The sequence below is a fragment of the Virgibacillus byunsanensis genome (assembly GCF_042675965.1).
Lineage (GTDB): Bacteria > Bacillota > Bacilli > Bacillales > Amphibacillaceae > Virgibacillus_R > Virgibacillus_R byunsanensis.
This window is the reverse complement of record NZ_JBHTKJ010000007.1, coordinates 347,947-372,867: the sequence shown is the minus strand read 5'-3', so window position 1 is coordinate 372,867 and position 24,921 is coordinate 347,947. Positions and strand designations below refer to the sequence as shown.

At 37.4% G+C, this 24,921-nt stretch carries 23 protein-coding genes, 1 tRNA gene and 1 pseudogene; 9 read left to right on the top strand and 16 right to left on the bottom strand.

Annotated features, from left to right (window positions below):
- Positions 1 to 36: 36 nt before the first annotated feature.
- Positions 37 to 1,212 carry a M24 family metallopeptidase gene (locus ACFQ3N_RS03430; protein WP_390359548.1) on the bottom strand — a complete coding sequence of 392 codons (1,176 nt, stop codon included), beginning with the start codon at positions 1,210 to 1,212 and terminating at the stop codon, positions 37 to 39.
- Positions 1,213 to 1,478: 266 nt separating this feature from the next.
- Between ACFQ3N_RS03430 and ACFQ3N_RS03425 the strand changes: the two genes are divergently transcribed.
- Positions 1,479 to 2,249 (top strand): IclR family transcriptional regulator, encoded by a 771-nt coding sequence (locus ACFQ3N_RS03425; RefSeq protein ID WP_390359546.1) that lies wholly within the window; start codon positions 1,479 to 1,481, stop codon positions 2,247 to 2,249.
- A 122-nt stretch (positions 2,250 to 2,371) separates the two neighbouring features.
- On the opposite strand, the gene ACFQ3N_RS03420 is transcribed toward ACFQ3N_RS03425, so the two are convergent.
- From ACFQ3N_RS03420 to ACFQ3N_RS03410, 3 genes are all read right to left on the bottom strand, one after another.
- Positions 2,372 to 2,536 carry a hypothetical protein gene (locus ACFQ3N_RS03420; protein ID WP_390359544.1) on the bottom strand — a complete coding sequence of 55 codons (165 nt, stop codon included), beginning with the start codon at positions 2,534 to 2,536 and terminating at the stop codon, positions 2,372 to 2,374.
- Positions 2,537 to 2,596: 60 nt separating this feature from the next.
- Complete coding sequence (locus ACFQ3N_RS03415) at positions 2,597 to 2,761, bottom strand: hypothetical protein (protein ID WP_390359543.1); 165 nt, start codon at positions 2,759 to 2,761, stop codon at positions 2,597 to 2,599.
- An 87-nt stretch (positions 2,762 to 2,848) separates the two neighbouring features.
- Positions 2,849 to 3,151 (bottom strand): hypothetical protein, encoded by a 303-nt coding sequence (locus tag ACFQ3N_RS03410; RefSeq protein WP_390359541.1) that lies wholly within the window; start codon positions 3,149 to 3,151, stop codon positions 2,849 to 2,851.
- A 357-nt stretch (positions 3,152 to 3,508) separates the two neighbouring features.
- Here ACFQ3N_RS03410 and ACFQ3N_RS03405 point away from each other — a divergent pair.
- Positions 3,509 to 3,581, top strand: a tRNA-Ala gene (locus tag ACFQ3N_RS03405).
- A 478-nt stretch (positions 3,582 to 4,059) separates the two neighbouring features.
- Here ACFQ3N_RS03405 and ACFQ3N_RS03400 read toward each other — a convergent pair.
- A complete protein-coding gene (locus ACFQ3N_RS03400) occupies positions 4,060 to 5,412 on the bottom strand; it encodes a M20/M25/M40 family metallo-hydrolase (protein WP_390359539.1) in 1,353 nt (450 codons plus the stop codon).
- Between the two features lie 237 nt (positions 5,413 to 5,649).
- Between ACFQ3N_RS03400 and ACFQ3N_RS03395 the strand changes: the two genes are divergently transcribed.
- A complete protein-coding gene (locus tag ACFQ3N_RS03395) occupies positions 5,650 to 6,516 on the top strand; it encodes a YitT family protein (RefSeq protein WP_390359537.1) in 867 nt (288 codons plus the stop codon).
- A 162-nt stretch (positions 6,517 to 6,678) separates the two neighbouring features.
- Positions 6,679 to 7,650, top strand: coding sequence for a 2-hydroxyacid dehydrogenase (locus ACFQ3N_RS03390; protein ID WP_390359535.1), 972 nt, complete (start codon positions 6,679 to 6,681; stop codon positions 7,648 to 7,650).
- Positions 7,651 to 8,150: 500 nt separating this feature from the next.
- On the opposite strand, the gene ACFQ3N_RS03385 is transcribed toward ACFQ3N_RS03390, so the two are convergent.
- The 3 genes from ACFQ3N_RS03385 to ACFQ3N_RS03375 form a co-directional block, all read right to left on the bottom strand.
- The gene (locus ACFQ3N_RS03385) at positions 8,151 to 9,557 is read right to left on the bottom strand and encodes an APC family permease (protein ID WP_390359533.1); all 1,407 of its coding nucleotides are present in this window, start codon (positions 9,555 to 9,557) and stop codon (positions 8,151 to 8,153) included.
- A 174-nt stretch (positions 9,558 to 9,731) separates the two neighbouring features.
- Entirely contained in the window at positions 9,732 to 11,075 is a 1,344-nt protein-coding gene (locus ACFQ3N_RS03380; RefSeq protein WP_390359531.1) for an aminotransferase family protein, read from the bottom strand.
- 331 nt (positions 11,076 to 11,406) lie between these two features.
- Complete coding sequence (locus ACFQ3N_RS03375) at positions 11,407 to 11,601, bottom strand: gamma-type small acid-soluble spore protein (protein WP_390359530.1); 195 nt, start codon at positions 11,599 to 11,601, stop codon at positions 11,407 to 11,409.
- 226 nt (positions 11,602 to 11,827) lie between these two features.
- Here ACFQ3N_RS03375 and ACFQ3N_RS03370 point away from each other — a divergent pair, with 226 nt between their 5' ends.
- Positions 11,828 to 12,949, top strand: a complete 1,122-nt coding sequence (locus tag ACFQ3N_RS03370) for an amidohydrolase (RefSeq protein WP_390359529.1) — start codon at positions 11,828 to 11,830, stop codon at positions 12,947 to 12,949.
- A gap of 38 nt (positions 12,950 to 12,987) precedes the next feature.
- Here the strand turns inward: ACFQ3N_RS03370 and ACFQ3N_RS03365 are convergent, their stop codons facing one another.
- The gene (locus ACFQ3N_RS03365) at positions 12,988 to 13,677 is read right to left on the bottom strand and encodes a GntR family transcriptional regulator (RefSeq protein WP_390359527.1); all 690 of its coding nucleotides are present in this window, start codon (positions 13,675 to 13,677) and stop codon (positions 12,988 to 12,990) included.
- Between the two features lie 677 nt (positions 13,678 to 14,354).
- Positions 14,355 to 14,534, bottom strand: a pseudogene (locus ACFQ3N_RS03360) (class II aldolase/adducin family protein); the annotation flags it as partial.
- Between the two features lie 641 nt (positions 14,535 to 15,175).
- On the opposite strand from ACFQ3N_RS03360, the gene ectA reads away from it, so the two are divergent.
- The 3 genes from ectA to ACFQ3N_RS03345 all read left to right on the top strand — a co-directional run bounded on the left by ectA (position 15,176) and on the right by ACFQ3N_RS03345 (position 17,472).
- Positions 15,176 to 15,736, top strand: a complete 561-nt coding sequence (ectA, locus tag ACFQ3N_RS03355; RefSeq protein WP_390359525.1) for a diaminobutyrate acetyltransferase — start codon at positions 15,176 to 15,178, stop codon at positions 15,734 to 15,736.
- Between the two features lie 63 nt (positions 15,737 to 15,799).
- The gene (gene ectB / locus ACFQ3N_RS03350) at positions 15,800 to 17,062 is read left to right on the top strand and encodes a diaminobutyrate--2-oxoglutarate transaminase (protein ID WP_390359789.1); all 1,263 of its coding nucleotides are present in this window, start codon (positions 15,800 to 15,802) and stop codon (positions 17,060 to 17,062) included.
- A 20-nt stretch (positions 17,063 to 17,082) separates the two neighbouring features.
- Complete coding sequence (locus ACFQ3N_RS03345; protein ID WP_390359524.1) at positions 17,083 to 17,472, top strand: ectoine synthase; 390 nt, start codon at positions 17,083 to 17,085, stop codon at positions 17,470 to 17,472.
- Positions 17,473 to 17,589: 117 nt separating this feature from the next.
- On the opposite strand, the gene ACFQ3N_RS03340 is transcribed toward ACFQ3N_RS03345, so the two are convergent.
- From ACFQ3N_RS03340 to ACFQ3N_RS03325, 4 genes are read right to left on the bottom strand one after another with little or no spacing between them, the layout of a single operon-like run.
- Positions 17,590 to 19,044, bottom strand: a complete 1,455-nt coding sequence (locus ACFQ3N_RS03340; RefSeq protein WP_390359522.1) for an SLC13 family permease — start codon at positions 19,042 to 19,044, stop codon at positions 17,590 to 17,592.
- A 41-nt stretch (positions 19,045 to 19,085) separates the two neighbouring features.
- Positions 19,086 to 19,910, bottom strand: a complete 825-nt coding sequence (locus ACFQ3N_RS03335) for an HpcH/HpaI aldolase/citrate lyase family protein (protein WP_390359520.1) — start codon at positions 19,908 to 19,910, stop codon at positions 19,086 to 19,088.
- Positions 19,911 to 19,940: 30 nt separating this feature from the next.
- Entirely contained in the window at positions 19,941 to 21,206 is a 1,266-nt protein-coding gene (locus tag ACFQ3N_RS03330; RefSeq protein WP_390359518.1) for a TRAP transporter large permease, read from the bottom strand.
- Positions 21,194 to 21,694: a TRAP transporter small permease gene (locus ACFQ3N_RS03325; RefSeq protein ID WP_390359516.1), complete on the bottom strand. Its 501-nt coding sequence runs from the start codon at positions 21,692 to 21,694 to the stop codon at positions 21,194 to 21,196. Before ACFQ3N_RS03325 ends, ACFQ3N_RS03330 begins: the two co-directional genes overlap by 13 nt.
- Positions 21,695 to 22,136: 442 nt before the next feature.
- On the opposite strand from ACFQ3N_RS03325, the gene ACFQ3N_RS03320 reads away from it, so the two are divergent.
- Positions 22,137 to 23,198, top strand: a complete 1,062-nt coding sequence (locus ACFQ3N_RS03320) for a DctP family TRAP transporter solute-binding subunit (protein WP_390359514.1) — start codon at positions 22,137 to 22,139, stop codon at positions 23,196 to 23,198.
- 57 nt (positions 23,199 to 23,255) lie between these two features.
- Here the strand turns inward: ACFQ3N_RS03320 and pcaC are convergent, their stop codons facing one another.
- Entirely contained in the window at positions 23,256 to 23,648 is a 393-nt protein-coding gene (pcaC, locus tag ACFQ3N_RS03315) for a 4-carboxymuconolactone decarboxylase (RefSeq protein WP_390359512.1), read from the bottom strand.
- Positions 23,649 to 23,665: 17 nt separating this feature from the next.
- A complete protein-coding gene (locus ACFQ3N_RS03310; RefSeq protein WP_390359510.1) occupies positions 23,666 to 24,880 on the bottom strand; it encodes a CaiB/BaiF CoA transferase family protein in 1,215 nt (404 codons plus the stop codon).
- Positions 24,881 to 24,921 lie beyond the last annotated feature (41 nt).

The window sequence follows — 24,921 nt, the reverse complement described above, 5'->3', positions numbered from 1 at the left end:
CCTTTTTATTTCAAATAGATTACAATTTATTTGTATTTAGCAAATCATTGAATTTAAATCTCTTGGATAATAAGTCAACATTTCCATTCCATTTTCAGTAACTAAGATGGTATCTGAATGCCGAAATCCTCCAAGGCCTTCTACATAAATTCCAGGTTCTACAGAAAATACCATACCAGCTTTCATAATAGTATGATCTCCTAAATCAAAAAACGGTGCTTCGTGAATCAATAATCCTAATGCGTGGCCTGTATGATGTCTAGTCAAGTGCTGAATACCATTTTCTTTATAATATTTTTGCACTTCCCTTTCTACAGTTGATGTAGGTTGTCCGGGTTTAATATGTTGAAACGCCGTTTCCTGTGCACCATACATTAAGTGGAAATATTTTTCCTGTTCGGAAGTCACCTCATTTACAAACATGGTTCTCTCTAATTCACTGTGATAATCCCATACATCAGCAGCTGCATATGTTACAAGAGTATCTCTATTTTTTAATATATTATTTTGGGTAACAGCATGTGGAAAAGCAGACATCTCACCAATTTGTCCCCTGAAACCTGCTCGTGCTGTCCTCCCATGTGGCTTGTACTCTTGTCCTAAAGTTTCAATCATAGCAAGACTAGCTTCTTGGCTAGCTCTCAATTCTATCTCCACTTCACTAGAACCTTGAATTGAATATTTTTGCAATAAGCGATGTGCTAGATTTCCCCATCTACATGACTCTTTAATAATTTCAATCTCTGCAGCTGACTTAATATAGCGTATCTCTTGAACCAAACCATGTATTGAAGTATATTCTGCATCAATTAATTGTCTAACACTAGCACCACTATAACCATACGGGGAACCGTAACCTTCTGAATCTATTCCTATTTGATTATGCTCAAACCCCAATTCCTTCAATATAGCTTTTAAATGAATCATAGGATGGTTTTCCCCAGGGTATTCTGGATAACTATGAACTTGATCTACGCAAGAAAATTCAGTAGCGTGTTCAACTTCTAATGCAGGTACAAAAAGATGTGTTTTTCCTGTTGGATCAATAAAGAAACTCATTGGCCTCTCTGTGGGAATGAAGTAAAATCTTGTGAGGTAAAAGATATCTGTTGAGTTAAATAAAATTGCGCACTCTAATTGTTTGTCTGTCAAAGTTGATAAAAAACGCTGTTGTCTCTCATACGTCTCCTCTTTAGAAATAGAAAGTTTCATTAGTAAATCCCCCTTTATTTAAATTTTTGTATTCTCGGTTTTCATACATACAAGCATCACCTCCCAAAAATTTATTCAATTATCCAAATCTACAAAATTCACAATTCCTAACTGAATTATAATAATGTGATAATAAATCTTTAAACAAAGTTTTAATTTCATATATATGAAAAACTATTTACATTTATGAAATTAAGTATTATAATAAAATAAATATTAAAATTTGTCAAACTATTTTAAATACATTTATATTAGGAGTGTCAAAGTTGTCACAAAATAAATATCAAATCCCTTCCATACACAAGGCTATAAATGTTCTGGAACTACTAAAACAACAGGAGTCTCTAACATTGAAAGAAATCAAGCAAGAACTAGATATGCCTATTAGTACTTGCTACAACATTTTAACTACTTTAGAGAACAGAGGGTTCGTTCAAAGGAGTGTTGATACAGGTCATTACAGTTTAGGAATGACCCTAATGCATTTTGGGTTATTTATATATAACAATATTGACTTTAAAAAAATGGGAAAACATTATTTAGGTAAACTATCTGAAGAGTTTGGAGAAACTGCATATCTATCAATCATTGATAAATCAAGCTTTAAAGGATTGGTGATTGAGCGTCATCAAGGTGATCGTACGGGACTAGTATATTCTAGAAATACCGGAGACACGTTTCCAATATATGCCTCTGGAACAGGTAAGTCACTTATGTCAGGTTTAAGTGAAGATGAACTTCAAGTTTTCTTTGAAAAAACAGAGATGATTTCTTACACTTCCAATACCATCACAGATGAGGAGACACTTAGAGAAGAAATCAAAGAAATCATTAAAGAGGGCTATGCCATTTCTATTTCTGCATATGAAGATAATGTAATTAGTGTAAGTTCTCCTATAAGTGATTCTTTAGGACGAGTAATCGCGTCCGTAAGCTTGGTTGGCCCAATTAATCGAATAGATCCCATGCTAGATAAAGTAATTTATATGGTGAAGAAAACAGCAATGGATATTTCCAAAGAAATCGGGTATCAGTAAGATATAAATACTAAGTAGTAGCCAAGAATGTCAAGTATATATAGAACACAAAAAGCAAAAGGGAACGGTACATTGACCATCCCCTCTTGCTCGTCAAGGTTTGACTCTCTTTACTTTCATTTTCAATAATCTTTTATATCCTCTTTCATTAATGTCCTGAAATCTATCTTTAGCATGCGATCCATTGGGTATGTCGTGGTATAGTGGTATTTGTTAGCTCCGGATTCAAAGACAACATAAAGATCATTTTTAACTTCCACTATTCCTTCTGGCATTGGAATAGCCATTATACTTTCTCTTGGTTTTGCTGTTTGACCATCAAGGAACCATAGTGGTACTTCTTTTTCTCAAATAGTCACCCAGTCATGTGGAGTTTCCTTTATTGGACTCTCATATCTATACAAGTTACTATCGTTTCCTCTTCCAAAAGAAGTGTTTAACGTGATACCTGTAACACCCTTAACACCCTTCTGTTGAACGATCGCACCCTGAACTTTTTCAGTTGTTGACAATACATAATCAGGTGTGGCAGGATTATCCGACTCTACATTCCATTAATCAACCGATTACATATCTGTTGGTCTGTCAAGGATAGCCTATCATCCAAGCATAATGAGTTTCTCCGTTACGATTCGTGGTATGATGATCTGGCTCGTTAGGGTAGCTATTTGCCTCATAAAACTCTCCAACCAAAGTATTCCATCATCATATACAGTATAGGCAGCCTCCACAGGACCTGATGTTTGGCTACTGAACTGAATTTCATCATTATCTTCGGCCGATACTAAATCACTAATCTTTAACGGAAATAGTGAACTTTCTGAAGCAACCCAAACATGGTTTTTACTGACAGCAACTCCTCCAGCATGTCCCGTGTATGGTGAACCATCTTGGTTAAACAATACAACTGATTAACTAATTCTTCGGTTTTTGCATCGATTACAGTTAAGGTACCAGGTCTACCATCATCTAAATAGTTGACCGTGTGTAACCAGTCTTCCTTTTGATAATATGTTAATCCCTGTGGAACAAGATTTTGAGCTAACCCAGAAATGATCGGTCGTCTTCATTAATATCCCAAAGTTCTAGGATCCTTCTGATTTGTGGCCTTTCTTCCTGTGTAATGATCTGGTGTGACGGCGTGACAGTCAATGATGCGGATTTGGGGGATTCATTTCCATAACTATGTGACCAGACAAATACAGGCACCCCCCTTGAAAAAACTCGCTAAAAGGCATATAATATAAACTTGATTCACTGGGGCATTAGCTCAGCTGGGAGAGCGCTTCGCTGGCAGCGAAGAGGTCAGCGGTTCGAGCCCGCTATGCTCCATCTTTAATAAGAACGGCATTATTTCTCGTATTTGCGTGAGATAGTGCCGTTTTTTTGTAGTGAAGTTAGTGATTTCCTTAAGAATGTAGCTATTTGAAAAAATTGGTATGACTTTGTGGACTTAGCGGTCCTTATTTATTGCAAATAGGCTGGTTTTTGGTTAATTGCGGACTCAGTGGCTCTTATTTACGTAAAAATTAGCGTTTTTTTGTAAATTAAGAGGCAATAAGGTCCATTCAGAACTTTGTCATAAAAGTGGGTATCCGATTAATGAATGGAACATAACGGGGCCGAACCACCAATCTACCATTTTCTTTGAGTACCCTCATCTAAAAAGCCTTTCAGACTAACTCTTCACCATTACTATCGAATTCTCTTCATTGTTTGGGGGCAGAGTTAGTAAAAAATTTTATTCTTTAGAACCTGCCCCCAATATAGCATTTCTTACGATTGTAGTTGTAGAACATCATAATTCCAATTATGACTTATAAACCTCACCTAATTCACGAATCACATGACACGTACACATAATTCCATCAAAAAAGTTATCGACGCCCATATTCTCATTTGGAGAATGGTTGGCTTCATCAAAATTTGCATACGGAACCACAACAGATGGCACCCCTAGGATTTGTGTCCACACATAATCTGGCAAGCTACCACCGAGGCTTGGCTGTAAAATCGGCTTCTTTTTATAAGCGTTTTCGACTGCATGTTTAACAACGCTAACTACCTTGGAATCAGAAGGAGTACGTGACGGTTTCATAGACCCATGGCTTATCACTTCTACATCCGGCGCATGCTTTTTAACGTGTTTAATAAATTTATCCAAAATATCATCTGGGTCCTGATCAACGACAAGACGCATATCAATTTTTAACATAGCAGTAGATGGTATAATCGTTTTTGAACCTTCACCACCGTATCCACTGTGAAAACCAGCAATGTTTAATGTTGGCTCCAAGGTTAATTTCCTGTAGTATTCTTCTCGAGTCATATCAAAATCTTTATACCCGATCTGTTCTCCTAACTGATCGGCATCAAAAGGTAGTGTTGAGATAAGCTCCAATTCCTTTTTTGTTGGCTCGCGCAGATCATCATAAAAACCATCTATTAAAATAGTTCCATCTTTAGCCCTCATCGTATTTAACAGTTCGACTAATTCCCATGCAGGGTTAGGCACAATATTTCCTTTGTTACCAGAATGACTATCCCAATCTCCACCTTTAGCAGTCAATTCCACATAAAGCATTCCACGAACACCAAGTAACACAAAAGGAGCACCACTATCATGCATCGGTCCGTCTGAAGTATACACTAGATCTGCTTTTAATAGATCACGATTATCTTCCACAAACTTTGCTATGTTAGGGCTCCCGCTTTCTTCTTCCCCCTCAAAAACAAACTTCACATTAATCGGGAGATCTCCCATCACCTCTTGATAGCTTTTAATAGCCAATAATTGTGCCATTAGTTGACCTTTATTATCACCAACCCCCCGACAATAAATTTTCCCATCTACAATAGTCGGTTCAAAAGGAGGCGTGTTCCATTCCTCTAATGGGTCTGCAGGCTGAACATCATAATGTCCATACAGGAGAAGGGTAAAATTATTGCTTTCATTCATGATCTCACCATAAACAACTGGGTGCCCTTCTGTGTCAATTAAAGTCGTGTCAATCCCGACTTCTTCCATCATTTCTTTTAACATGATACTACACGCTTGCATCCCAACATTCTGTGCACTAATACTCTTCTGCTTTAAAAATGTAAAAAGTAAATCAAGATATTCTTCCTTTTTACTCTCCAGTAATTTTTCAATTTGTTGCATAGTCATCCTCCTCGCGTTTTTTAAGGTAACCAAGCTAGATGTTGTACTACTAGTCTATGTATAAAAAACTGCTAGAACCTATGTAAATGATACCATACATACAAGTTCTAGTATCTTCTAAAACAATTATTATCCAATTCGACATAAACCGACATAAACCGGGAAGTGACAGGCGCCTTTCCCAATGATAAAATGTAGCAGGGAGAAGTATTTATCTAGGAGAGGAATAGAACACCTATGATTAAGAACAACCTTAATAAACCTACAATAGAATATCTTCAAATTATCTTTGGAGCTACATTAGTGGCCTTATCTTATAATTTATTTTTACTTCCGTCACAACTCGCTGCAGGTGGGATTTCAGGGATCAGCACCATTTTGTTTGAACTTTATGCGTTAAGCCCTGCCTACACACAGTTTCTCATTAACATTCCGATCTTCATCCTTGGCTGGATTGCTTTGGGGAAAGAGTTTAGTTGGAAAACGTTACTTGGTACATTCTGGGTTCCCTTTATCATCTTTCTTACCGCCGAAATACCTTACACAGTTACAAACCCACTATTAGGAGCAATTTACGGTGGTATCGTTCTGGGAACAGGTCTTGGAATTGTTTATAAAGGCAATGGATCTACGGGAGGAACAGCTGCAATTGCGCAGATTGTAAAGAGATTCACTGGTCTTTCAAGCGGATATTCTCAACTTATTGTAGATGGATTTGTAGTTTTTTCATCTATAATCGTATTCAATCTCGAACTTACTTTATTTGCTTTAATGTGTATCTATATAACAAGTAAAACCATCGATATTGTTCAATTACGCACGTCAGCATCTAAACTGATCTTAATCATCACAGAAGAAGAAGAAAAAATACAAGAACTAATCCGTGGGGGAATTGATCGAGGGCTAACAAAGGTTCGCTCTGTCGGAGGCTATTCCAATACAGATAAAACAATGATTCTATGTGTCACCGAACAACAAGAAGCAGTCCAATTGAAACGAATTCTTCAAAGAGAAGTACCAACTACATTCGTTATCTTTATTAATACTTCTGAAATATTAGGGCGAGGATTCTCGTTGGACAAGTATTATGGGCAAAAACTTTAATAGCTTGATGAAAACAAATCCTGTAATGTAGACAACTTGCTACAGGATTTTTACTATCACTCAACCACCAACAAAAACCGGGAAGTGCCTCCCATTGACTTATTTTGAATTTCTAGCTACTTTAGTTGTAGATTACTTATTGGAAGTTGGAAAGGGGATTTTATGAAAAAGAAAATTATAGCTTATAACCGAATAGAGAAACCTGTATTGGAAGATTTGCAAAGTAAATATGATGTTTATTTCTTTAAAGATATTGATACAACAACAGATCCTGAGTTTCTAAAAACCCTAAAAGAGGCTGAAGGCATTATCGGATTGGAACTACCAGTTAACCAGGAATTATTGGATCGAGCACCAAACTTAAAAATTGTTAGCAATATCTCCGTTGGCTACAATAACTTGGACATCGGACAGTTAAATGAGCGTAAAATCATGGCTACTAACACACCGGATGTACTCACAGATACGGTTGCTGACTCTATATTCGGCATCCTTATAGCAACCGCAAGAAGAATACCAGAACTGGATCACCTTGTTAAAAACGGAGAATGGATAACAGAAGCAGTTGAGCCGGAACACTTCGGTACCGACGTTCACCATAAGAAATTAGGTATCATTGGTATGGGAAGAATAGGTCAGGCAGTTGCTCAACGTGCACATTTTGGTTTTGATATGGAAATCATCTACAACAGCCGCACCAGAAAACCAGATGTTGAAGAAAAGTTTGCTGCGACTTATTGTAATCTTGATAATTTATTGGAGCAATCTGACTTCGTATGCCTTATAACACCACTTACAACTGAGACAGAAGGACTTATCGGTAAACAGGAATTCCAAATGATGAAACATACTGCTATTTTTGTTAATGGGTCACGTGGGAAGACGGTTGTAGAGCAAGAATTAATCAGTGCATTAAAGAACAATCAAATAGCTGCTGCAGGGCTTGACGTTTTTGAAAAAGAACCCATCGAGCGGGATAACCCACTATTAAGCATGAAAAATGTTGTTACTACCCCTCACATTGGTTCTTCAACACACGAAACTGAATTAAAAATGTCCAAACTTGCTGCTTACAACCTTGAAGCAGGTTTAAACGGACAAAAACCACCTAATTTAATTAATGGAAACAAATAGAAGAAATAGTAAATACAATCGCCACAGGCGCTAAGTTCCTAATGTTCCACAGTTTGCTAAACACAACTAAAGCCGTACCACTGACGTGTAGTGCGGCTATAAAGTTGGGAGCTTATTCATCATAAAGTTTATAAATCTATCTTTTATTTCCTGAATGAATGGACTAATATCTTTGGAACAAAAGCGCAAGCGCCCGTTTAGCGACGTATGGGCTGCGCCCGCGCATCGCGGGTGTGTCGACGTTGCCGCGCAAAGCGGCGAAGTTAGTCGATCTTCCAAATCCGCATGAGATAAAGGAAACACGAAGAGCGGTAGCGATTCGATGTTGACTTATCGTAAGGAGGATCAGGAAGCCCACTAACAGCACGGGCGCTGGAGCTGGACGTGGCTTAAGCAGTAAATAAATTATCCACAGGCTCCTAATTTTATAATTTCCTAGACAATAAAAAAACTAGCGTCCTTCCAAAGAAAGAACGCTAGTTTTCTCAAATCTATATAAACTATGCTATACGATCAATTTCATCTTTCATTTTCTTATCTGCATATTCCTTACCATATTTAGCCATGGACACCTTGTATAATATCAATCCCAAGATAACCCATATTCCGACAATTACCCATTCATATGGCCAAATGAGAGCTGATGGCATCCCTGGCATATAAAGTATTGTAATTCCACCCGCCATGAATGCAGCGATCCATCCGATTGTCGTTCCACCACGTAGTTTAAATGGACGCTTCATATCGGGAGCTTTTTTACGTAAAATAATGAATGATATTGCCACCATTAACCATGCAACAACTAATCCCAGTCCACCAGCATCAACGAGCCACACAAGTGCGGGTCGTCCTAATAATGGTGCACCAGTTGAGAATACACCAATCAATATAATAGCTTTATACGGCGTGTTATATTTTGGATGTAGCTCTCCCAATGATTCAGGCAACATTCCTGCTCTTGCAAGTGCATAAATTGCACGGCTTCCACCAACATAAAACCCAAGCCAACTTGTGAGTATACCCCCAATACCACCAAGAACAAGAAGATTGCCCATAAACTGACTATCTCCAAATGCTTTGGCCATTGCATCAGCTGTTACCAAACTTGATGCTCCAATATCTTCAGGACTAAGTACACGTGATACACCAAATATAACAGCAATATACCATACTACGGCAAGAACAACCGAGAATATTAAAAGCTGTCCGATTCTTTTCTGAGGTAAATTTATTTCCTCAGCAGCCTGTGGAATAACATCAAATCCTACAAACATAAACGGAGTCATAATCACCACAGTCATTAGCCCAGCCATTCCTTTCTCAAAAAATGGCTCCATATTTTCTACATTTCCTGTAGCAGTACTTCCGGTGATTAATAAAATACCTGCTATTACTATCAATAGTGTGAGAATAAACGTTATTGCGGTAGTCAGCTTAATCCCGCGATAATTAATCCATGCAATAAGAACTGACCCTAAAATACCAACACCTGCCCACGTAATCGTTACATCCCAGTCTGCTATCGTATATAAATAACCTATACTATAGTTCGGTATCAAATATTCAAAAACTGTTGGGAGTGCTACCGCCTCAAAGGCTACTACTGATACATATCCAAGAATAATTGCCCAGGTCGCAATAAATGAAGCTGTCCTCCCCATTGCCTTATACGTATAAACATGCTCACCACCGGCAAGTGGAAGTGCAGAAGCCAGTTCTGCATAGGTTAGACCGACAAAGATAACAAGCATACCACCAATCAAAAAAGCAAGAATAGCTCCCCAAGACCCTGCACCAGTTATCCATAATCCCGTAGTCACTACCCATCCCCAGCCAATCATTGCCCCAAAAGCAAGTGCGATTACATCTTTATTGCCGAGAATTCTCGATAATTTCTGTTCACTCATCTTTTTATTCCCTCCAATTAATTTTACAATTTTTGCTCTAAATGTATAATTATTCAGATATTTAAAAGTGTGAAAGGATAAATATTAGCTAAACGATATGTCGGATAAGTAGGAATTTTTTACATCTATATGATTTATTGGACAAATAATAGGGAGAGTTGTCTCCACTTCAACTTAATACGTAACACTAAGCTGTTTCTGTACAGCTAATATGGAATCGTGTAATTTTCCAACCATTGTATTAACTTGATTTTCATTGATAGTAATCGGCGGAGCAAAACAAATAATATCAGAGTTACCATACGATACAGCCCGACATATTACACCTCTTTCATGTAGCGCTTCAATCACTTTGGGAGCGACTTGTGCATCTGGTGAAAAGTGCTTGTTGGTTTTGGGATCCTGAACAAGTTCTACTGCTCCAAGAAGACCGATAGCACGTACATCACCTACAATATTCAAATCTTCCTTCACATGTTGAAAACCATTTAGCATGACCGATCCCATTTGCCGAGAATTCTCCACAAGGTCCTCACGCTCAATAATTTCAATATTCTTCAATGCCACTGCTGCTGCAGCTGGATGACCACTATATGTAAAGCCATGAAACAGCGTACCTTTTGATTTCTCCTTCAGCACCTCATGAATCTGATCAGATACTACGACACCTCCAAGTGGGAAGTAACCACTCGTTACTCCTTTCGCAAAGGTGATCATGTCTGGAACAACTCCCCAATTTTCCATTCCGAACATTTTTCCAGTGCGACCGAATCCAGTTATAACCTCGTCAAGAACTAACAAAACCCCATACTCATTACACAGATCTCGAACTTCTTGTAAATAATCTGCTGGAGGGATTAGTACACCACCGGCTCCTTGCACTGGTTCAACCAAAACAGCCGCTATTTTATCCGATCCTTCCGTTTCAATTACCTGACGGAGCGAATCTATTGCCTGATTGGTATTATTTTCATAAGGCGATTCTGCATGTGTGAAATCAGTCATCATATGACCAGCCATTCCCCAAAATTCTGGTATTCCTGTCGCACTAGTAGAGCCCGCGGCGACACCGTGGTAACCACGTTTCAATGAAATGATTTTCCTTCGATTGGGTTGAGCTTGAATTCGCCAATAATGACGTACTAGTTTGATAGCGGAATCGTTTGACTCTGATCCACCAGAAGTAAAAAAGACAGCATTTAAGTGACCTGGAGTAATGGAAGCAATTTTTTCGGCCAGTTTGATAGCAGGCTCATGGCTAAACGTGGAAAACGTTGAGCTAAACGCCAATTTTTCCATTTGTTTTGCAGCTGTTTCAGCTAATTCCTTTCGCCCATGTCCAATATTTACATTCCATAACGATGACATCGCATCAATGAAGGTGTTCCCCATTCTGTCTGTTAAGTAAATACCTTCCCCTTTCTCAAAAATAACCTTTGCACCCTTTTCCTGTTGCTGTTGGATGGGTGAAGTTGGGTGAATAAAATGCTTTTTATCCAATTCGATTAGGTCTTTCAAAAAAATTCCTCCTTTTATAAAAAATAAAAAAACCAGAAATATAGACGTGAAGAAATAAAGTAAATCTACACGAGTCCATATAACTGGTTTTAATCTAGGTTTTTGCTCTACTTCACCAGTAGAGTCTATTAGATTTAGCAGTTAATAAATTTTATCTTATTATTTTTAATTTAACAAAAATTTAATTTATAGTCAAATATATCCTTAAAAAATTAGATAATATTCTAGAGTTTTATGCAATAATGGTAAAAATAGTACCTTTCATAAGTGCACATTCCTAGTTTCCATCCTAATCACTTCGACAAAAACCGAGAAGTGACAGGCACCATTCCTACCCCTTTCCCCGGTTTTTCCTTTTAACTTCCTCTACATCCGTGTCGCTATAAACATTAGTACCGCGACCTCCTGATGTTTTAGCAATCCATTCTTTTGCTTCGTTATAAGACAATCCAGAACGTCGACTTTGCTCTTTGACTGCATCGATATCAGTTCCGGCCACCGTGAAATTATCGTTGTTTTCCTTCATAATCTAATCCTCCATTCTTTTATTATTTTACGCAAAAAACGAATTTTCATTAATGGTAATAATTGTAAATGTTTACCAATTTCAATCATTTTCATAGTATTTTTAGCTTATATATGGTTCTCTTTATGATTTCTTTACTCCTTTACAATATTTAAAAAATAATCTATTATCAAAGAATTACGTAAGAGACCCAGCAAACTTTTAAAATAATAGGAGGATACTTTTTATGCTAGCAATTAAAAATGCAACCATCCATGACGGATTAGGTAATATGATAAAAGACCAAATTATATTAGTGAAAAATGGGAAATTTACATCGATTGATGCCGTTGAAAATATTCCACAAGAGTATGAAGTAATTGACGCAAATCACAAGACAGTCACACCCGGCTTAATTGATGTACATACACATCTCGGGGTCTCTGAAGCAGGTGTTGGAAAAGAAGGCAGTGATTTCAATGAAACGAGTGACCCAGTCACAGCACAAGTGCGTGCGATAGATGGAATTAATCCAATGGAAGTTGGGTTTGAAGACGCCCGTAGAGCAGGAATTACAACAGTCCAAGTCATGCCGGGAAGCGCGAACATCATCGGTGGAGAAATGGTCGTATTAAAAACGGCAGGAAAAATTGTCGATGAAATGGTTATAGCCTCACCTTCAGGATTAAAGGCTGCAACCGGAGAAAATCCAAAAACATTTCATGGTGATAAAGGAAAGATGCCTACCACACGAATGGGTGTAGCAGCAAGGTTGAGAGAAAAGTTAATTGAGACACAAAACTATTTGAACAGAGATAACGTAGATAGACAATTGGATTTGGAGAATATCGGAAAAGTACTAAAAAGAGAGATTCCACTGCGGGTTCATGCTCACCGTGCAGATGATATTTTAACCGTGCTTCGCATCAAACGTGAATTTGATATCAATGTAACCATTGAACATTGCACAGAGGGACACCACATTGCTGATTATATTGCGAAACATGATGTAAGGGTTTCGTTTGGTCCAACTATGTCAACTCGTTCTAAAGTAGAACTAAAAGATAAAGGCTGGTCAACAGCAAAGACTCTTATAGACGCAGGGGTTCCATGCTCTATAACGACAGATCATCCGGTTGTAGGCATTGAATATTTAATGACAAGCGCAATCCATGCTGTTAAAAACGGCTTAACAGAACAGCAGGCATTACAAGCAATTACGTATAATGCAGCAAAACATCTCGATGTAGAAGACCGAGTTGGATCAATAGAAACAGGGAAAGATGCTGATTTTGTAATATGGAGCGGTAATCCTTTTGATTTAAGAAACAAAGCTGAAAGAGTGTTTATTAACGGGGAGGAAGTTTAAATTCTTACGATAGCTCGCGTACACTAGGATTAGATTTATTATCCTAGTGTACTTTTTAACTTTATAGTACTATCCACCCTGTCACTTCGCATAATAGAACAGTCAAATTTTACCGGTTTACCCTCTAAATAAAACAGCCTTTCCACCGAAAATCCAGTAACATCCTTCACTTGTAATAATTCTTGTTCTTCTTCATCCAGTTGTATGGCACGACAAGTCTCTAAAGCACTGTCAATATTGATGTTATACGTTTTCTTATCAACTTCAGGAAAATCCTCTTTTAAAAAATAGCTGATTTGTATACCTATTATTTCGTCATTTGCCAAAAAAAGTTGTTTTAACTTCCAAACTTTGTCATTCGGACATAATCCAAGAAGCTTAACAATTCGGGCAGATGGCAATATCTCCTTGTTCTCTAGCACAATAAATCCTGGTTTTTCACCTTTTCGTGTAATGGATTCAGAAGTACTCAACAGCTCAGAAGGAAAAATTCCTAATGGAGGAGTATTTACAAACGTACCTTTTGCCTGTTCACGTTTCAGATAACCTTCCTCCACTAACCTTTCTAATGCTTTAACAACAGTAATTCTACTTACATTAAACTGTTTTCCAAGTTCAGTTTCTGTAGGGATCTTCTGTCCGACACCCCATTCACCTTGTACAATTTTACCCCGAACGTGTTTGGAAATTTGTTTGTATGAAGGTATTTGTCCCTTATCTAATAGCATACTTCACCACCCGATTTTTAAATTCTATTAATATATCGATATGTTGATATACCCGTCTTTAGAACAACTCGAAAAAGTGAAAAACTAGATTAACTGCATAAACTAATACCTGTTTTAAATATTACCCGGGAAATAATTATCAAAATTTGTCATCTCATTGCTAACCAGCTATCATCGCCTCCCCTTGGATATAATTACCATCTATTAGTCCTAGGACTTTTATAGTGAAATTTAGCTTATATAAAAGAGGGCCATAAGTTTGAAAAAGAACATATTTTTAACATTAATAGTTGTTTTATTATTAAGCGCTTGTAATTCAGAAGGATCTTAATCAGACATTAAAGACTTAGAACAAAAAGTGAAAGAACTGGAAGAAGAAAATACAAAACACAAAAGTCAAATAGATGAAAAACCAGCTGCAGAAAAAATTGTTTTGCAGTATTTGCAGCATCCTCAGTAGCAATCGGATTGACAATACCAGTTGCTTCTGCCAATAATTATGATTGACAAGTACGTACCATCTTAATAAACCAGAACAGCTGCATCAATAAATCCACCAACCGTAGAAGGCCCTAACTTCTAAGTAGTACGGCTTTGTTATTTCTAAGTGCCTTGCCAATCCTTAGCCCCTCTTCCTCTCCATAAGCAACACCTTATATTCGTCAAACACGGAATGATCATGATAGAACGCACATGCATCCAAGATCTAACAATCTCCCATTTACAGACCATGTTTTCCCGTGCACCGAATGGGTATGGACAGATGCTATAACACCAGGTCTCTTATGGTGAACAGATGCATGGATCGAAAACGCTGATTTATGAACCGAATACTTCCCTTCAATAACTTCACCTTTATTATTAACTAGTAGCCTTTATTTTATTAAAAATGCATACCAGGATTCACCTAAAATTCAGGGTCGCGGTATGTAACATGTCCTGCCACCCTTTCAGAAAATCCAAAGCGGCCAAACAATCGAAAAGCAGCAACCAGTTTTTGTTTGTTATGTTAACGTTCCTCTTCTACATTTTTGAACGATGACTGCTGAAAATAATCATGTACCCCTTTTCCAAGTATCTGTTCCTCTTTTTGATTCGTATTACTCAAATCAAATTTTTAGAGGTTACTCTATGATTTTTATAAATCACCCCTAAATGAGAAATAAGGTTTGATTTTATCGATAAAACTGGAACCCTTGACAATGTATGAGGATTATCATCATTAATAAGAGGTCAACCACCTACCTATAACATTCCAAAACACTTCAGTGCTAGTTCCTACAGGGGATTACCGTCTACAAACCAGTTCGACATTTACCGGCAATTTCCAGGAAGTGACAGGCACCCACCTTTGAGGAATTCTTACAATGTGCTAGAAATTAGCTGATTTTACTAAGAAAAACAGGCTTAAGTTCCATTAATCACGATTAAAGCGTTCTCATATGGATTTAAGCCGTTTGATAAGTTGTTGACTATTCCCTATTATTAATTATGTTCTTTGATTAAAAAGTTAAAAAGTACCTTCAAAGGAGGAACTACTATTAAAAGTCAAAACGCAACATTAGAGGTGTCAACCGATGCTGTCCAGTTTGATTCACCGACAGTTGAAGATGGCGCTGCTATGTGGGAACTAGTAAACAACTCAACACTCGACCAAAACTCGGCTTATAAATACGTTATGATGGCCGAATTCTTTGCTGAAACTTGTGTAGTTGCAAGAGAAAATGATGAATTAGTCGGGTTCATAACCGCCTTTATCCCCCCAGAGCGTCAGGATGTGGTGTTTGTATGGCAGGTTGGAGTCGATTCTTCTCAGAGGGGAAAAGGAATCGCTTCTAAAATGCTTACAGAACTAGTCAACCGCGATGCATGTGAAGATGTGCAATACGTGGAAGCGACTGTCACCCCGTCCAACAAAGCCTCCCAATCATTATTTCGCGGTTTCGCGGAAAAGAACCAGACAAATTGTGAAGTGAACGACTTCTTCCCGGAGGCAGTCTTTCCTGGTGAAGGACATGAAGCAGAACAAAGCTTTCGCATAGGACCGATCGTTCTGTAAAAATAGAAACGTTTTAAATAAGTATAAAATTCTAAGGAGGAATTACTTTTGACCCATACAAATATGGAAGTCTTTGATAAGCTGGAATCTGAAGTACGGAGCTATTGCCGCAATTTCCCTACCGTATTCACTAAATCTAAAGGATCTAAAATGTGGGATGAATCTGGTAAAGAATATATTGATTTCTTTTCAGGTGCCGGTGCATTGAACTATGGTCACAACGACCCTAAAATGAAGCAGAAACTGATTGAGTATATTACAGATGACGGCATTACCCATTCATTGGACATGGCATCAACTGCAAAAGGTCAATTTTTGACCAAGTTTTATGAAGCTATTTTAAACCCGAGAAATATGGACTATAAAGTAATGTTCCCAGGACCAACAGGAACAAACACCGTAGAAAGTGCTTTAAAACTTGCCAGAAAAGTTACAGGCAGAACAGATGTTATTAGCTTTACGAACGGATTCCATGGTATGACAATTGGCTCTTTATCGGTTACAGGTAACTCGTTTAAGCGTAAAGGAGCTGGAATCCCGCTTCACAATTCAGTTACGATGCCATATGACAACTTTATGGATGATAACTATGACTCACTAGATTACCTGGAACATTTCCTTGAAGGCAGTGGTAGTGGTGTTGCTATACCTGCTGCTGTAATATTAGAAACTGTTCAAGGAGAAGGCGGAATAAACGCTGCAAGTTCCGAGTGGCTACAACGCGTAGAAAAGATCTGTAAACAATGGGATATTCTATTGATTGTCGATGACGTTCAAGCAGGTATCGGCCGTACAGGAACATTCTTTAGCTTTGAACCTGCAGGTATTAATCCAGATATCGTTTGCTTATCTAAATCACTTAGTGGGTACGGTTTACCACTTGCTGTTACCCTTATCCGTCCAGATTTGGATATATGGGAACCTGGTGAGCATAATGGTACATTCCGTGGTAATAACCATGCATTTGTTACAGCAACAGCTGCACTTGAGTATTGGGAAGATGCAAACTTTGAAGCAGGTATTAAGAAAAAATCTAAAATGGTAGCCGACTTTTTAGAAAGTATGGTCGAAAACTATCCAGAATTAGAAGGTCATGTAAAAGGCCGTGGGCTCATGATAGGAATCAGTTCAAGCGTAGAAGGACTTGCTGAAAAAGTTGCAGCCGAAGCATTCAGCCGTGGGTTAATTATGGAAACAGCTGGCCCGGATGATGAAGTATTTAAATTATTCCCTGCCATCAATATTGATGAAGATGAACTTAAAGCAGGTTTTGAAATAATTGAAGAAAGTATTAAATCTATGGTAAAAGAACCTATCTCAAACTAAAAAATCAGGGGGAATAACAAATGAAAGTAGTATCACTAAAAGACGATATCCAAGGTAGCGAAAAAGATGTAGATGGTGGCAACTGGATAAGTCGCCGACTAATCGTAAAAGACGACGGAATGGGATATTCTGTACACGATACAATCATAAAAGCTGGAACAGAAACACATATTTGGTATCAAAACCACCTAGAATCAGTATATTGTATTGAAGGTGAAGGTGAAGTAATCACGATCAGCGATAATAAAGTATGGCCAATTAAAAAAGATGAACTTTATGCTTTAGATAAGAATGATGAACATCTACTACGTGCCAAAACTGATATGCGTATGGTTTGTGTGTTCAATCCACCAATCTCTGGAAACGAAGTACATGACGAAAACGGCGTTTATCCAGTAGACGAAGACTAAAAGATTACTAGAAAACGAAAAGGAGAACAGTCGGTTGATTCCGATTGTTCTCCTTTTTGTACGTACTTAATACTCTTTCGACATATACTGACAAAAACCTGGAAGTGACCTCCTCCCCTACACCAAGCCTATAAATCTCCACCATGTTAGTCCTACTATTATAGTCAAAATAGTGGTTATGATCGTTGCGTAAAGCCCTGGTTTTAAAAAGTCTTTTTGAGTTATCATCCCAGTACTATGGACTAGTAGATTTGGCATTGTTTCTACTATTAAGACAAACCCATATAGACTCGATAAGCCTGCAGTAAATCCTACTACTAATGGATCTATATTCGCATTAGAAGCTAAACTTAATACAATAGGGAGCAATGTAACCACCGCAGTCGAAACGTTGGAGATCATTTTATGAAATAGCTGAGCTAACACCACAACAAAAATTACCGCAAGTACAGGGTTTTGTATTATCTTTAATACCCAATCAACACTTAAATATTCACTAATCGTACTTGCTGCCCCAGAATCTATTAAAGTGTAGCCCATCGAAAGCGTGACACTAACTAGTAAAACCGTATTGTAATTTATTTTTACAACGTTGTCCCAACTAGCACAACCTATTCCTGGAAATGTCATTAATGCAACTCCAATTAATGCGGGAATACTCGGATGTAAACCATGCAATGGCTCTGTTACCCACAAACCAACAGTTAGCACTAAAATAAACAGACATCGAAGTTCTCGATAATTGATTGGACCTAAATCATGGATCTTGTCTTCCATCTCCTGTTTTATCATTGGAAATGTTCTTTGCTCTTTAGGTAATGGGAACATCTTTAATAATAAAAGCCACATAGAAGGTATTAATATAAACCATAAAGGAAAGGTATAAAAAAACCACTGAAAATAAGTAATGCTTATATTCACATAGCTATTCAACAGCTCTATTGTTAAAATATTACCTATGGCAGCTGTCATAATAGCTGTCCCGCTAATATTGCCTCCATAGGCTACACCTAGCAAGATCATTTTTCGTAAATTACTTTGTGGCTTGGCACCGACCGTTTCAATAATCATGGAAGAAATAGGTAGCATCAACGTAGTTCGAACAGCTGTTGCAGGAATAAAAAAGGCTTGTATTTGTGTAATAACCAGGATACTGGCTAATAGACCTTTGGAAGTATGCCCCCATTTCCTTAACATCATATACGAAACCCGCTTAGCTAACGATGTATCATTAACTGCCTTAGCTAGCATCATTCCACCAACAATCAGGTAAATAGCAGGTGATGCAAATCCACTAAAAATAACACTTGATTCAGCAACATCAAAAAGAAGCATTAAAAGTAGAACAATCAATGCTGTGAGCCCAATTGGAATCGGTTCTAAGGCCCACAGTAGTACACCAAAGCAGATTATAGCTGTCATTATTTTTGCAGCGTAAGAGAATGAATCAGGTAAAAAGTATACGATCATTATAAAAATGGTTACAGCTACTATTAAGCTTAAAATCCGTTTTAGATTAGCGCTTCGGGCGTACCTTGTTTCACTCTTATTTTGTTCAACAGAAGAATTCATTTTTTACAGACCTTCTTTATATATAGGTAATAAGCACCTCTCTACTTTATTCGTTCAACTATTGAGAGAGCTTGTTTATATACTGGATAGTCAATCATTCCCCCATTTAATTTAATAGATGCTAGTCCTTGGCTCTCCGCTTCTTCAAAAGTAGTTATAACTTCTTTTGCCCATTGAACATCTGTTTTTGACGGAACAAATAATTGATTCACCAGTTTTACTTGCTTTGGATGAATACATAGCTTAGCAAATAACCCGAGTTGAATGGCTAATTTTGTTTCTTCTAAAAATCCACTGTCATCTTCAATATTGACGTATACGGTGTCAATTGGACTTTGAATGTCTGCCGCTCTAGAGGCAACAACCAGTGATGACCTAGGATAGATCAGTTCATGTTCATTTTGTGTAATGGATATTCCAAGATCAAGACAATAATCTACTGCCCCAAACGCAAGACGCACTATATTTTGTGCAGATGTTGCTATCTCTGTTGAAGAAGCTATTCCTTTAGCCGTCTCAATTAAAGGAATAATTTTTTGTCCAAATGATAAATTGCTATTTAACGAGTAAATATCTTCTGCTGACTCCGTCTTTGGTAGCATTACACTTACGAAAGGATACTTTACCAGTAATTCTGCATCTTTCGTCCAAAAGTCACTTTTAAGATCATTTATCCTTATGTAGACTTGTTTATCGTCTATTTCATAATGATCCAATGCCCGTTCAGCACAACTGCGTGCATTATTTTTTTCCTTTATAGCAATCGAATCTTCTAGGTCAATGATGACCGCATCAGCTTCACTTCGAATTGCTTTACCGATGCGCTCAAATTGATTTCCTGGTACAAATAAATATGATTTATCCATTTTGTTACTCCCCTTCTTTGCGTTACAAATCTATCTAGTTAAGAATAAAGAGATTTCGGGTACTAGGATGATAACGATTAGCACAACCACAAAGATCACAAAGAATGGTAGAACCCCTTTAATGACATTTTCAACTTTTTCTTTCATCATCCCACTAACTACAAATAAATTTAACCCTACTGGTGGAGTAATCATTCCCAGCTCCATATTAACTACCATAATAATCGCAAAATGAATGACATCAATATCCAACGTTTGTAAAATCGGAAGGAATATCGGCAATGTGATTAAAATAATCGCAGTTGGCTCTAAAAACATACCTAGTATGAAGAACAATACGTTAACTATGCCTAAGAATATCCATTTATTCACTCCACTTTCACTTACCCATGAAGCAAACATTTGTGGCACTTGTTCTGTTGTTAAAAACATACCAAACACTAAAGCAGATGCAATGATTAAGAAAATCATGGATGTCGTATTAATGGATTCTAATACAATACTATTAAACTTCTTAAATGTTATTTCACGATAAATTACTACCGAGATGATAAGCGCATATAATACAGATAGAAATGCAGCTTCAGTTGGAGTTACAATTCCTGTGTAAATACTCCCTAAAATTAAGACTGGCATGATCAATCCCCAGAATGCCTTAATGGTAGGTCTCCAACGCTGTGAAAGTGGGACTTTTTCAAGCCCACCATAATTTTTGGTACGAGCAACAATCACAGCCGATACAATTAGTGCCCCTCCCAAGAATATGCCAGGTAATATACCTGCTGAAAATAGCTTACCAGTTGATTCCTCTGCTACTGATCCATATAAAATTAGTGGTATAGATGGTGGAAGCAATATCCCTAATGTTCCAGCCGAGGCAACCAATCCCATCGCATACTTTTTATCATATCCAGCTTCAACCATCATTGGTATCATAATAGCCCCAATAGCTGCAGCAGTTGCTGGGCTTGAACCTGAGATAGCAGCAAAAATCATACATGTTACGATTGTTACAATAGAAAGACCACCCCTTGTATGACCAATCCAAGCACGAATACATTCTATTAAGTATTTTGAGATCCCACCTTTTGCCATAATTAAACCAGCAAACACGAAGCCGGGAATTGCCATTAAAGTGGTGCTATTTACACCAGTAAACATTTTTTGAATAACCGTATCAACCGAGAAATCTATCATCCAAAGAGAAATAATACTAGATATACCGAGGCTGATTGCAATTGGTACTCGTAAAAAAGCGAGAATAAATAATAGGCTGATTAATATTACAGTTGCCATTCAGATCCAGCCTCCTTTTCCGTTGGTATTTCCTTTTTCAAAAAAAATCGATATGCCTTTTCTACAAATCTTATAAATAAAAGCACTCCAGCGATAGGCATAATCAAATAATTAATCCAAATAGGAAACCCGGCATCAATTGTTCTAATTTCTTGTGCGTATGCAGTTGATACCATATCAATACCAGTCCATATAAAGAATAAACTGAAAGCGATTCCAAAAATGAGCGTAACAAGTTCACATACCTTTTTCATTCCAGGCCCTACTCGATCATATAATATATCAATGGAAACATGCTTATCGTCTCTTAATGCAGTAGAAAAGCCAATAAATATTGCCCAAACGAGCATCATGGTAAATATCTCAGTAGCCCAGCTTTGTGATCCGCCCATTACATAACGCATAAACACAGAATATAAACTAAGTGAGATTCCAGCTAGAAAAAAAAGTGCCGAAATAATGTTTTCGATCATTGTTAATATTTTCATTTATCTCTTTACATCCTCTCTTTTTATAAAATTGTATTTTGGATACTATTCTATGTTTAATATAATAGTATAATATCCGAAAATTCACAAGACATTAAATAAATTGTATATATAATAATTTTTCATACTTACCTTCATAGAATGATTGTGAGTTTGCACCTCGGTTCATAATTTTTAGAAAGTTCTATTTACATTTTAAAATCCTTATGATAGGATAATTCTATAATTGTATCCAATATCCTTAACACTAAGATAACTTTTAATTTCAACAATGATCGGATGATTGTCTTACAGAATTCATATGAGAGTTATCTGTTTTTTGGAAACCCTTACATATGGATCTGAGATATTGGATTAACTAGGAGGTGGATAAACTCTAGTAGATTCATATTTACGTATACTTATGAAAGATATTTAATTATCAATAGGGGGTATTATTTTTATGAAGAAAATACTATTTGGGTTGCTGACATTCACTTTGATTCTTGTTTTGGCAGCATGTGGTAGTGATGACGCTTCTGGTGAAGGTGATAGTGGTGGTGATGGCGATAGTGGTGACGACGGAGTTCAAGAAACAACCATTAAGTTCTCACACGTAGTAGCAGAGAACACTCCTAAACACCAGGGAGCTCTTGCGACAAAGGAATACATTGAAGAAGCATCAGATGGAAAAATCACGGTGGAAATTTATCCAAACAGTTCACTTTTTGGTGATCAGGACGAATATCAAAATTTAGTTTCTAACAATGTCCAATTCATCGCACCTGATTTATCTAAGTTTGTTGGTAATAATCCACAATTTAACGTACCATCATTACCATTCGCTTTTGACAATGACGCAGCAGCTATAGCGTTTTGGGATGGCGATAAGGGCCAGGAGATTTTAACTAGTCTTACTGATGACGGCGTTTTGGGATTATACATGTGGCCAAATGGTGGTAAACACCTTACAAATGATAGTAATCCTATTGACTCACCAGATGATCTTGAAGGCTTAAAGTTCCGTACTCAAGGTGGTCAAGTTCTTGAAGCAATATACACAACATTAGGTGCAGGATCAGAATCCATACCTTTTGGTGAGTTATACACAGCACTTGATCAAGGCGTTGTTGATGGACAGGAAAATACATTTAGTAATATCGAATCAAAGAAATTTGACGAAGTTCAAGACTATATGACTGTTATGAATCATACACGTGTAGATTATGCTATCTTCACAAACACAGAGTTCTGGGAAGGCATGAACGATGCAACAAGAGAAATTGTTGAGGCTGGTGTAGAAGCAGGAACTGAAACTGCACGAGCGGAGGCAAAAGCCTTAAATGATGGAGGGTATGAAATCATTAAAGAGCGTGGAGATGTCGAGATCATTGAATTAACCACAGATCAAGTCCAGGCATTCCGTGATACACTAGAACCTATTTATAATGAGTTTGAAGATGAAATTGGTGCTGACGTTTATGAAGCAGTACGTAGCGCTAATGAGGAACATGGCGGTAGTTAACCACCTGAATAAAATCTAGTAATAAAAGAGGCTATCGATTTGATAGCCTCTTTTATATTATCTATTCTCTTCTTCTTTTTCCATCTCTTTGAATACTTCACTTGCATTTCTAAAACTATCAATTGCTGCAGGTACCCCACAGTAAATGGCAGTTTGTAAAAAGATTTCTTTTATTTCATCTTTTGTAAGTCCATTGCGAATTGCCCCTCGAACATGTAATTTCAGTTCATGAGGACGGTTTAAAGCAGTAATCATTGCTAGATTAAGCATACTTCTCGTTTTTTTATCAAGACCTGGGCGTGTCCAAACTTCCCCCCAGCAATATTCTGTTACAAGCTCCTGCATGTCTCTATTAAAATCTGTAGCATTATCAATCGATTTATCAACATATTCCTTCCCTAACACACTACGTCTCACTTCTAATCCCTTGTCAAAGTTTTCCTTGTTCATTTGATCAGCACCTTTTCTTATTTTTTATATTCCAGTTGATCACTAACTTGAATGACACCCTTCTCAATTAACTCACTAATAGTTTCATCATCAATATCTTTTTCCCTTAAGATGGATATAGTATCTTCCCCTAATAATGGAGGTGATTTCTGAATTTCCAGTGGTGAATCTGATAACTGAAATGGTAATCGTGGTAAATTTAACCCTTTAATCTTTGGATGATTTACTGGTGTTAACATCTTCGTACTTTCTGTTTGCGCACTCTTAATCACTGAAGAAACCTTCTGAATAATAGAACTCGGAACGCCTCCTTCTTCCAATTCATGAATCCAAACAGAGGCAGATTTCGTCTTGAATACGCTTTCAATACAGTCGTTTAATACAGTACGGTTTTCTACTCGATTAAGATTGGTACGAAAACGATCATCTTCTATCCATTCCTCTTTACTTAACACCTTACACAACTTTGCAAATAAGGAATTGTTTGAAATCCCGATCATAATGGAATCATCGGCAGTTGCAAATGCTCCGTATGGCGCAAATGACGCATGGTTTGTACCCATCTTCTTCGGTTCAATACCTGTAGCCATATAGGAAAGCATGTGATACCCCGTCCAAAATACGCCTGTTTCATAAAGGGAGGTTTCAACTTTTTGCCCTTTACCAGATTGCACACGGTGATACAAAGCAGAAACGATTCCAAGTGCTCCCCACATGGCACTGCCTTGGTCCAAGATAGAAACACCTGCCCGGGCTACTTCACCATCTTCAGATCCATTAATCCCCATAATTCCCGTATCTGCCTGCACAATTGCATCATATCCTGGTTTATGACGCTTTTCGCCTTCTTGACCATATGCTGATAATGAACAATAAATAAGTCCTTTGTTAACTTCTTTTAAATCTTCATATCCAATACCTAGTTTGCTAGCTTTTCCATATCGGAAATTCTCCACAAAAACGTCTGCATCTTTAATGAGGTCATAAATTAGATCTTTCCCCTCACTTGTTCGCAGATCAATTACAATTGATCGCTTATTACGATTAATGTGTAGGTAATATACTCCTTCTCCTTCCCAAAGTGGCCCCATCATTCTTGAATCATCTCCAGTATTTGGACGTTCAATTTTAATAACTTCGGCACCTAGATCTGCTAAAATCATCGTTAAACTTGGTCCAGATATATTCGTAGTAATATCAATTACTCGAATTCCTTTTAAAGGTCCTGTCATATTCCCAACCCCTTTCTTTGTCTATTTAAAATTTTCTTATA

Coding starts and splice junctions, on each gene's coding strand:
- ACFQ3N_RS03430 (WP_390359548.1), bottom strand. CDS start 1,212: ATGAAACTTTCTATTTCTAAAGAGGAGACGTATGAGAGACAACAGCGT.
- ACFQ3N_RS03420 (WP_390359544.1), bottom strand. CDS start 2,536: ATGGCTATTCCAATGCCAGAAGGAATAGTGGAAGTTAAAAATGATCTT.
- ACFQ3N_RS03400 (WP_390359539.1), bottom strand. CDS start 5,412: ATGCAACAAATTGAAAAATTACTGGAGAGTAAAAAGGAAGAATATCTT.
- ACFQ3N_RS03395 (WP_390359537.1), top strand. CDS start 5,650: ATGATTAAGAACAACCTTAATAAACCTACAATAGAATATCTTCAAATT.
- ACFQ3N_RS03390 (WP_390359535.1), top strand. CDS start 6,679: ATGAAAAAGAAAATTATAGCTTATAACCGAATAGAGAAACCTGTATTG.
- ACFQ3N_RS03385 (WP_390359533.1), bottom strand. CDS start 9,557: ATGAGTGAACAGAAATTATCGAGAATTCTCGGCAATAAAGATGTAATC.
- ACFQ3N_RS03375 (WP_390359530.1), bottom strand. CDS start 11,601: ATGAAGGAAAACAACGATAATTTCACGGTGGCCGGAACTGATATCGAT.
- ACFQ3N_RS03370 (WP_390359529.1), top strand. CDS start 11,828: ATGCTAGCAATTAAAAATGCAACCATCCATGACGGATTAGGTAATATG.
- ACFQ3N_RS03365 (WP_390359527.1), bottom strand. CDS start 13,677: ATGCTATTAGATAAGGGACAAATACCTTCATACAAACAAATTTCCAAA.
- ectB (WP_390359789.1), top strand. CDS start 15,800: ATGGAAGTCTTTGATAAGCTGGAATCTGAAGTACGGAGCTATTGCCGC.
- ACFQ3N_RS03345 (WP_390359524.1), top strand. CDS start 17,083: ATGAAAGTAGTATCACTAAAAGACGATATCCAAGGTAGCGAAAAAGAT.
- ACFQ3N_RS03340 (WP_390359522.1), bottom strand. CDS start 19,044: ATGAATTCTTCTGTTGAACAAAATAAGAGTGAAACAAGGTACGCCCGA.
- ACFQ3N_RS03335 (WP_390359520.1), bottom strand. CDS start 19,910: ATGGATAAATCATATTTATTTGTACCAGGAAATCAATTTGAGCGCATC.
- ACFQ3N_RS03330 (WP_390359518.1), bottom strand. CDS start 21,206: ATGGCAACTGTAATATTAATCAGCCTATTATTTATTCTCGCTTTTTTA.
- ACFQ3N_RS03325 (WP_390359516.1), bottom strand. CDS start 21,694: ATGAAAATATTAACAATGATCGAAAACATTATTTCGGCACTTTTTTTT.
- ACFQ3N_RS03320 (WP_390359514.1), top strand. CDS start 22,137: ATGAAGAAAATACTATTTGGGTTGCTGACATTCACTTTGATTCTTGTT.
- pcaC (WP_390359512.1), bottom strand. CDS start 23,648: ATGAACAAGGAAAACTTTGACAAGGGATTAGAAGTGAGACGTAGTGTG.
- ACFQ3N_RS03310 (WP_390359510.1), bottom strand. CDS start 24,880: ATGACAGGACCTTTAAAAGGAATTCGAGTAATTGATATTACTACGAAT.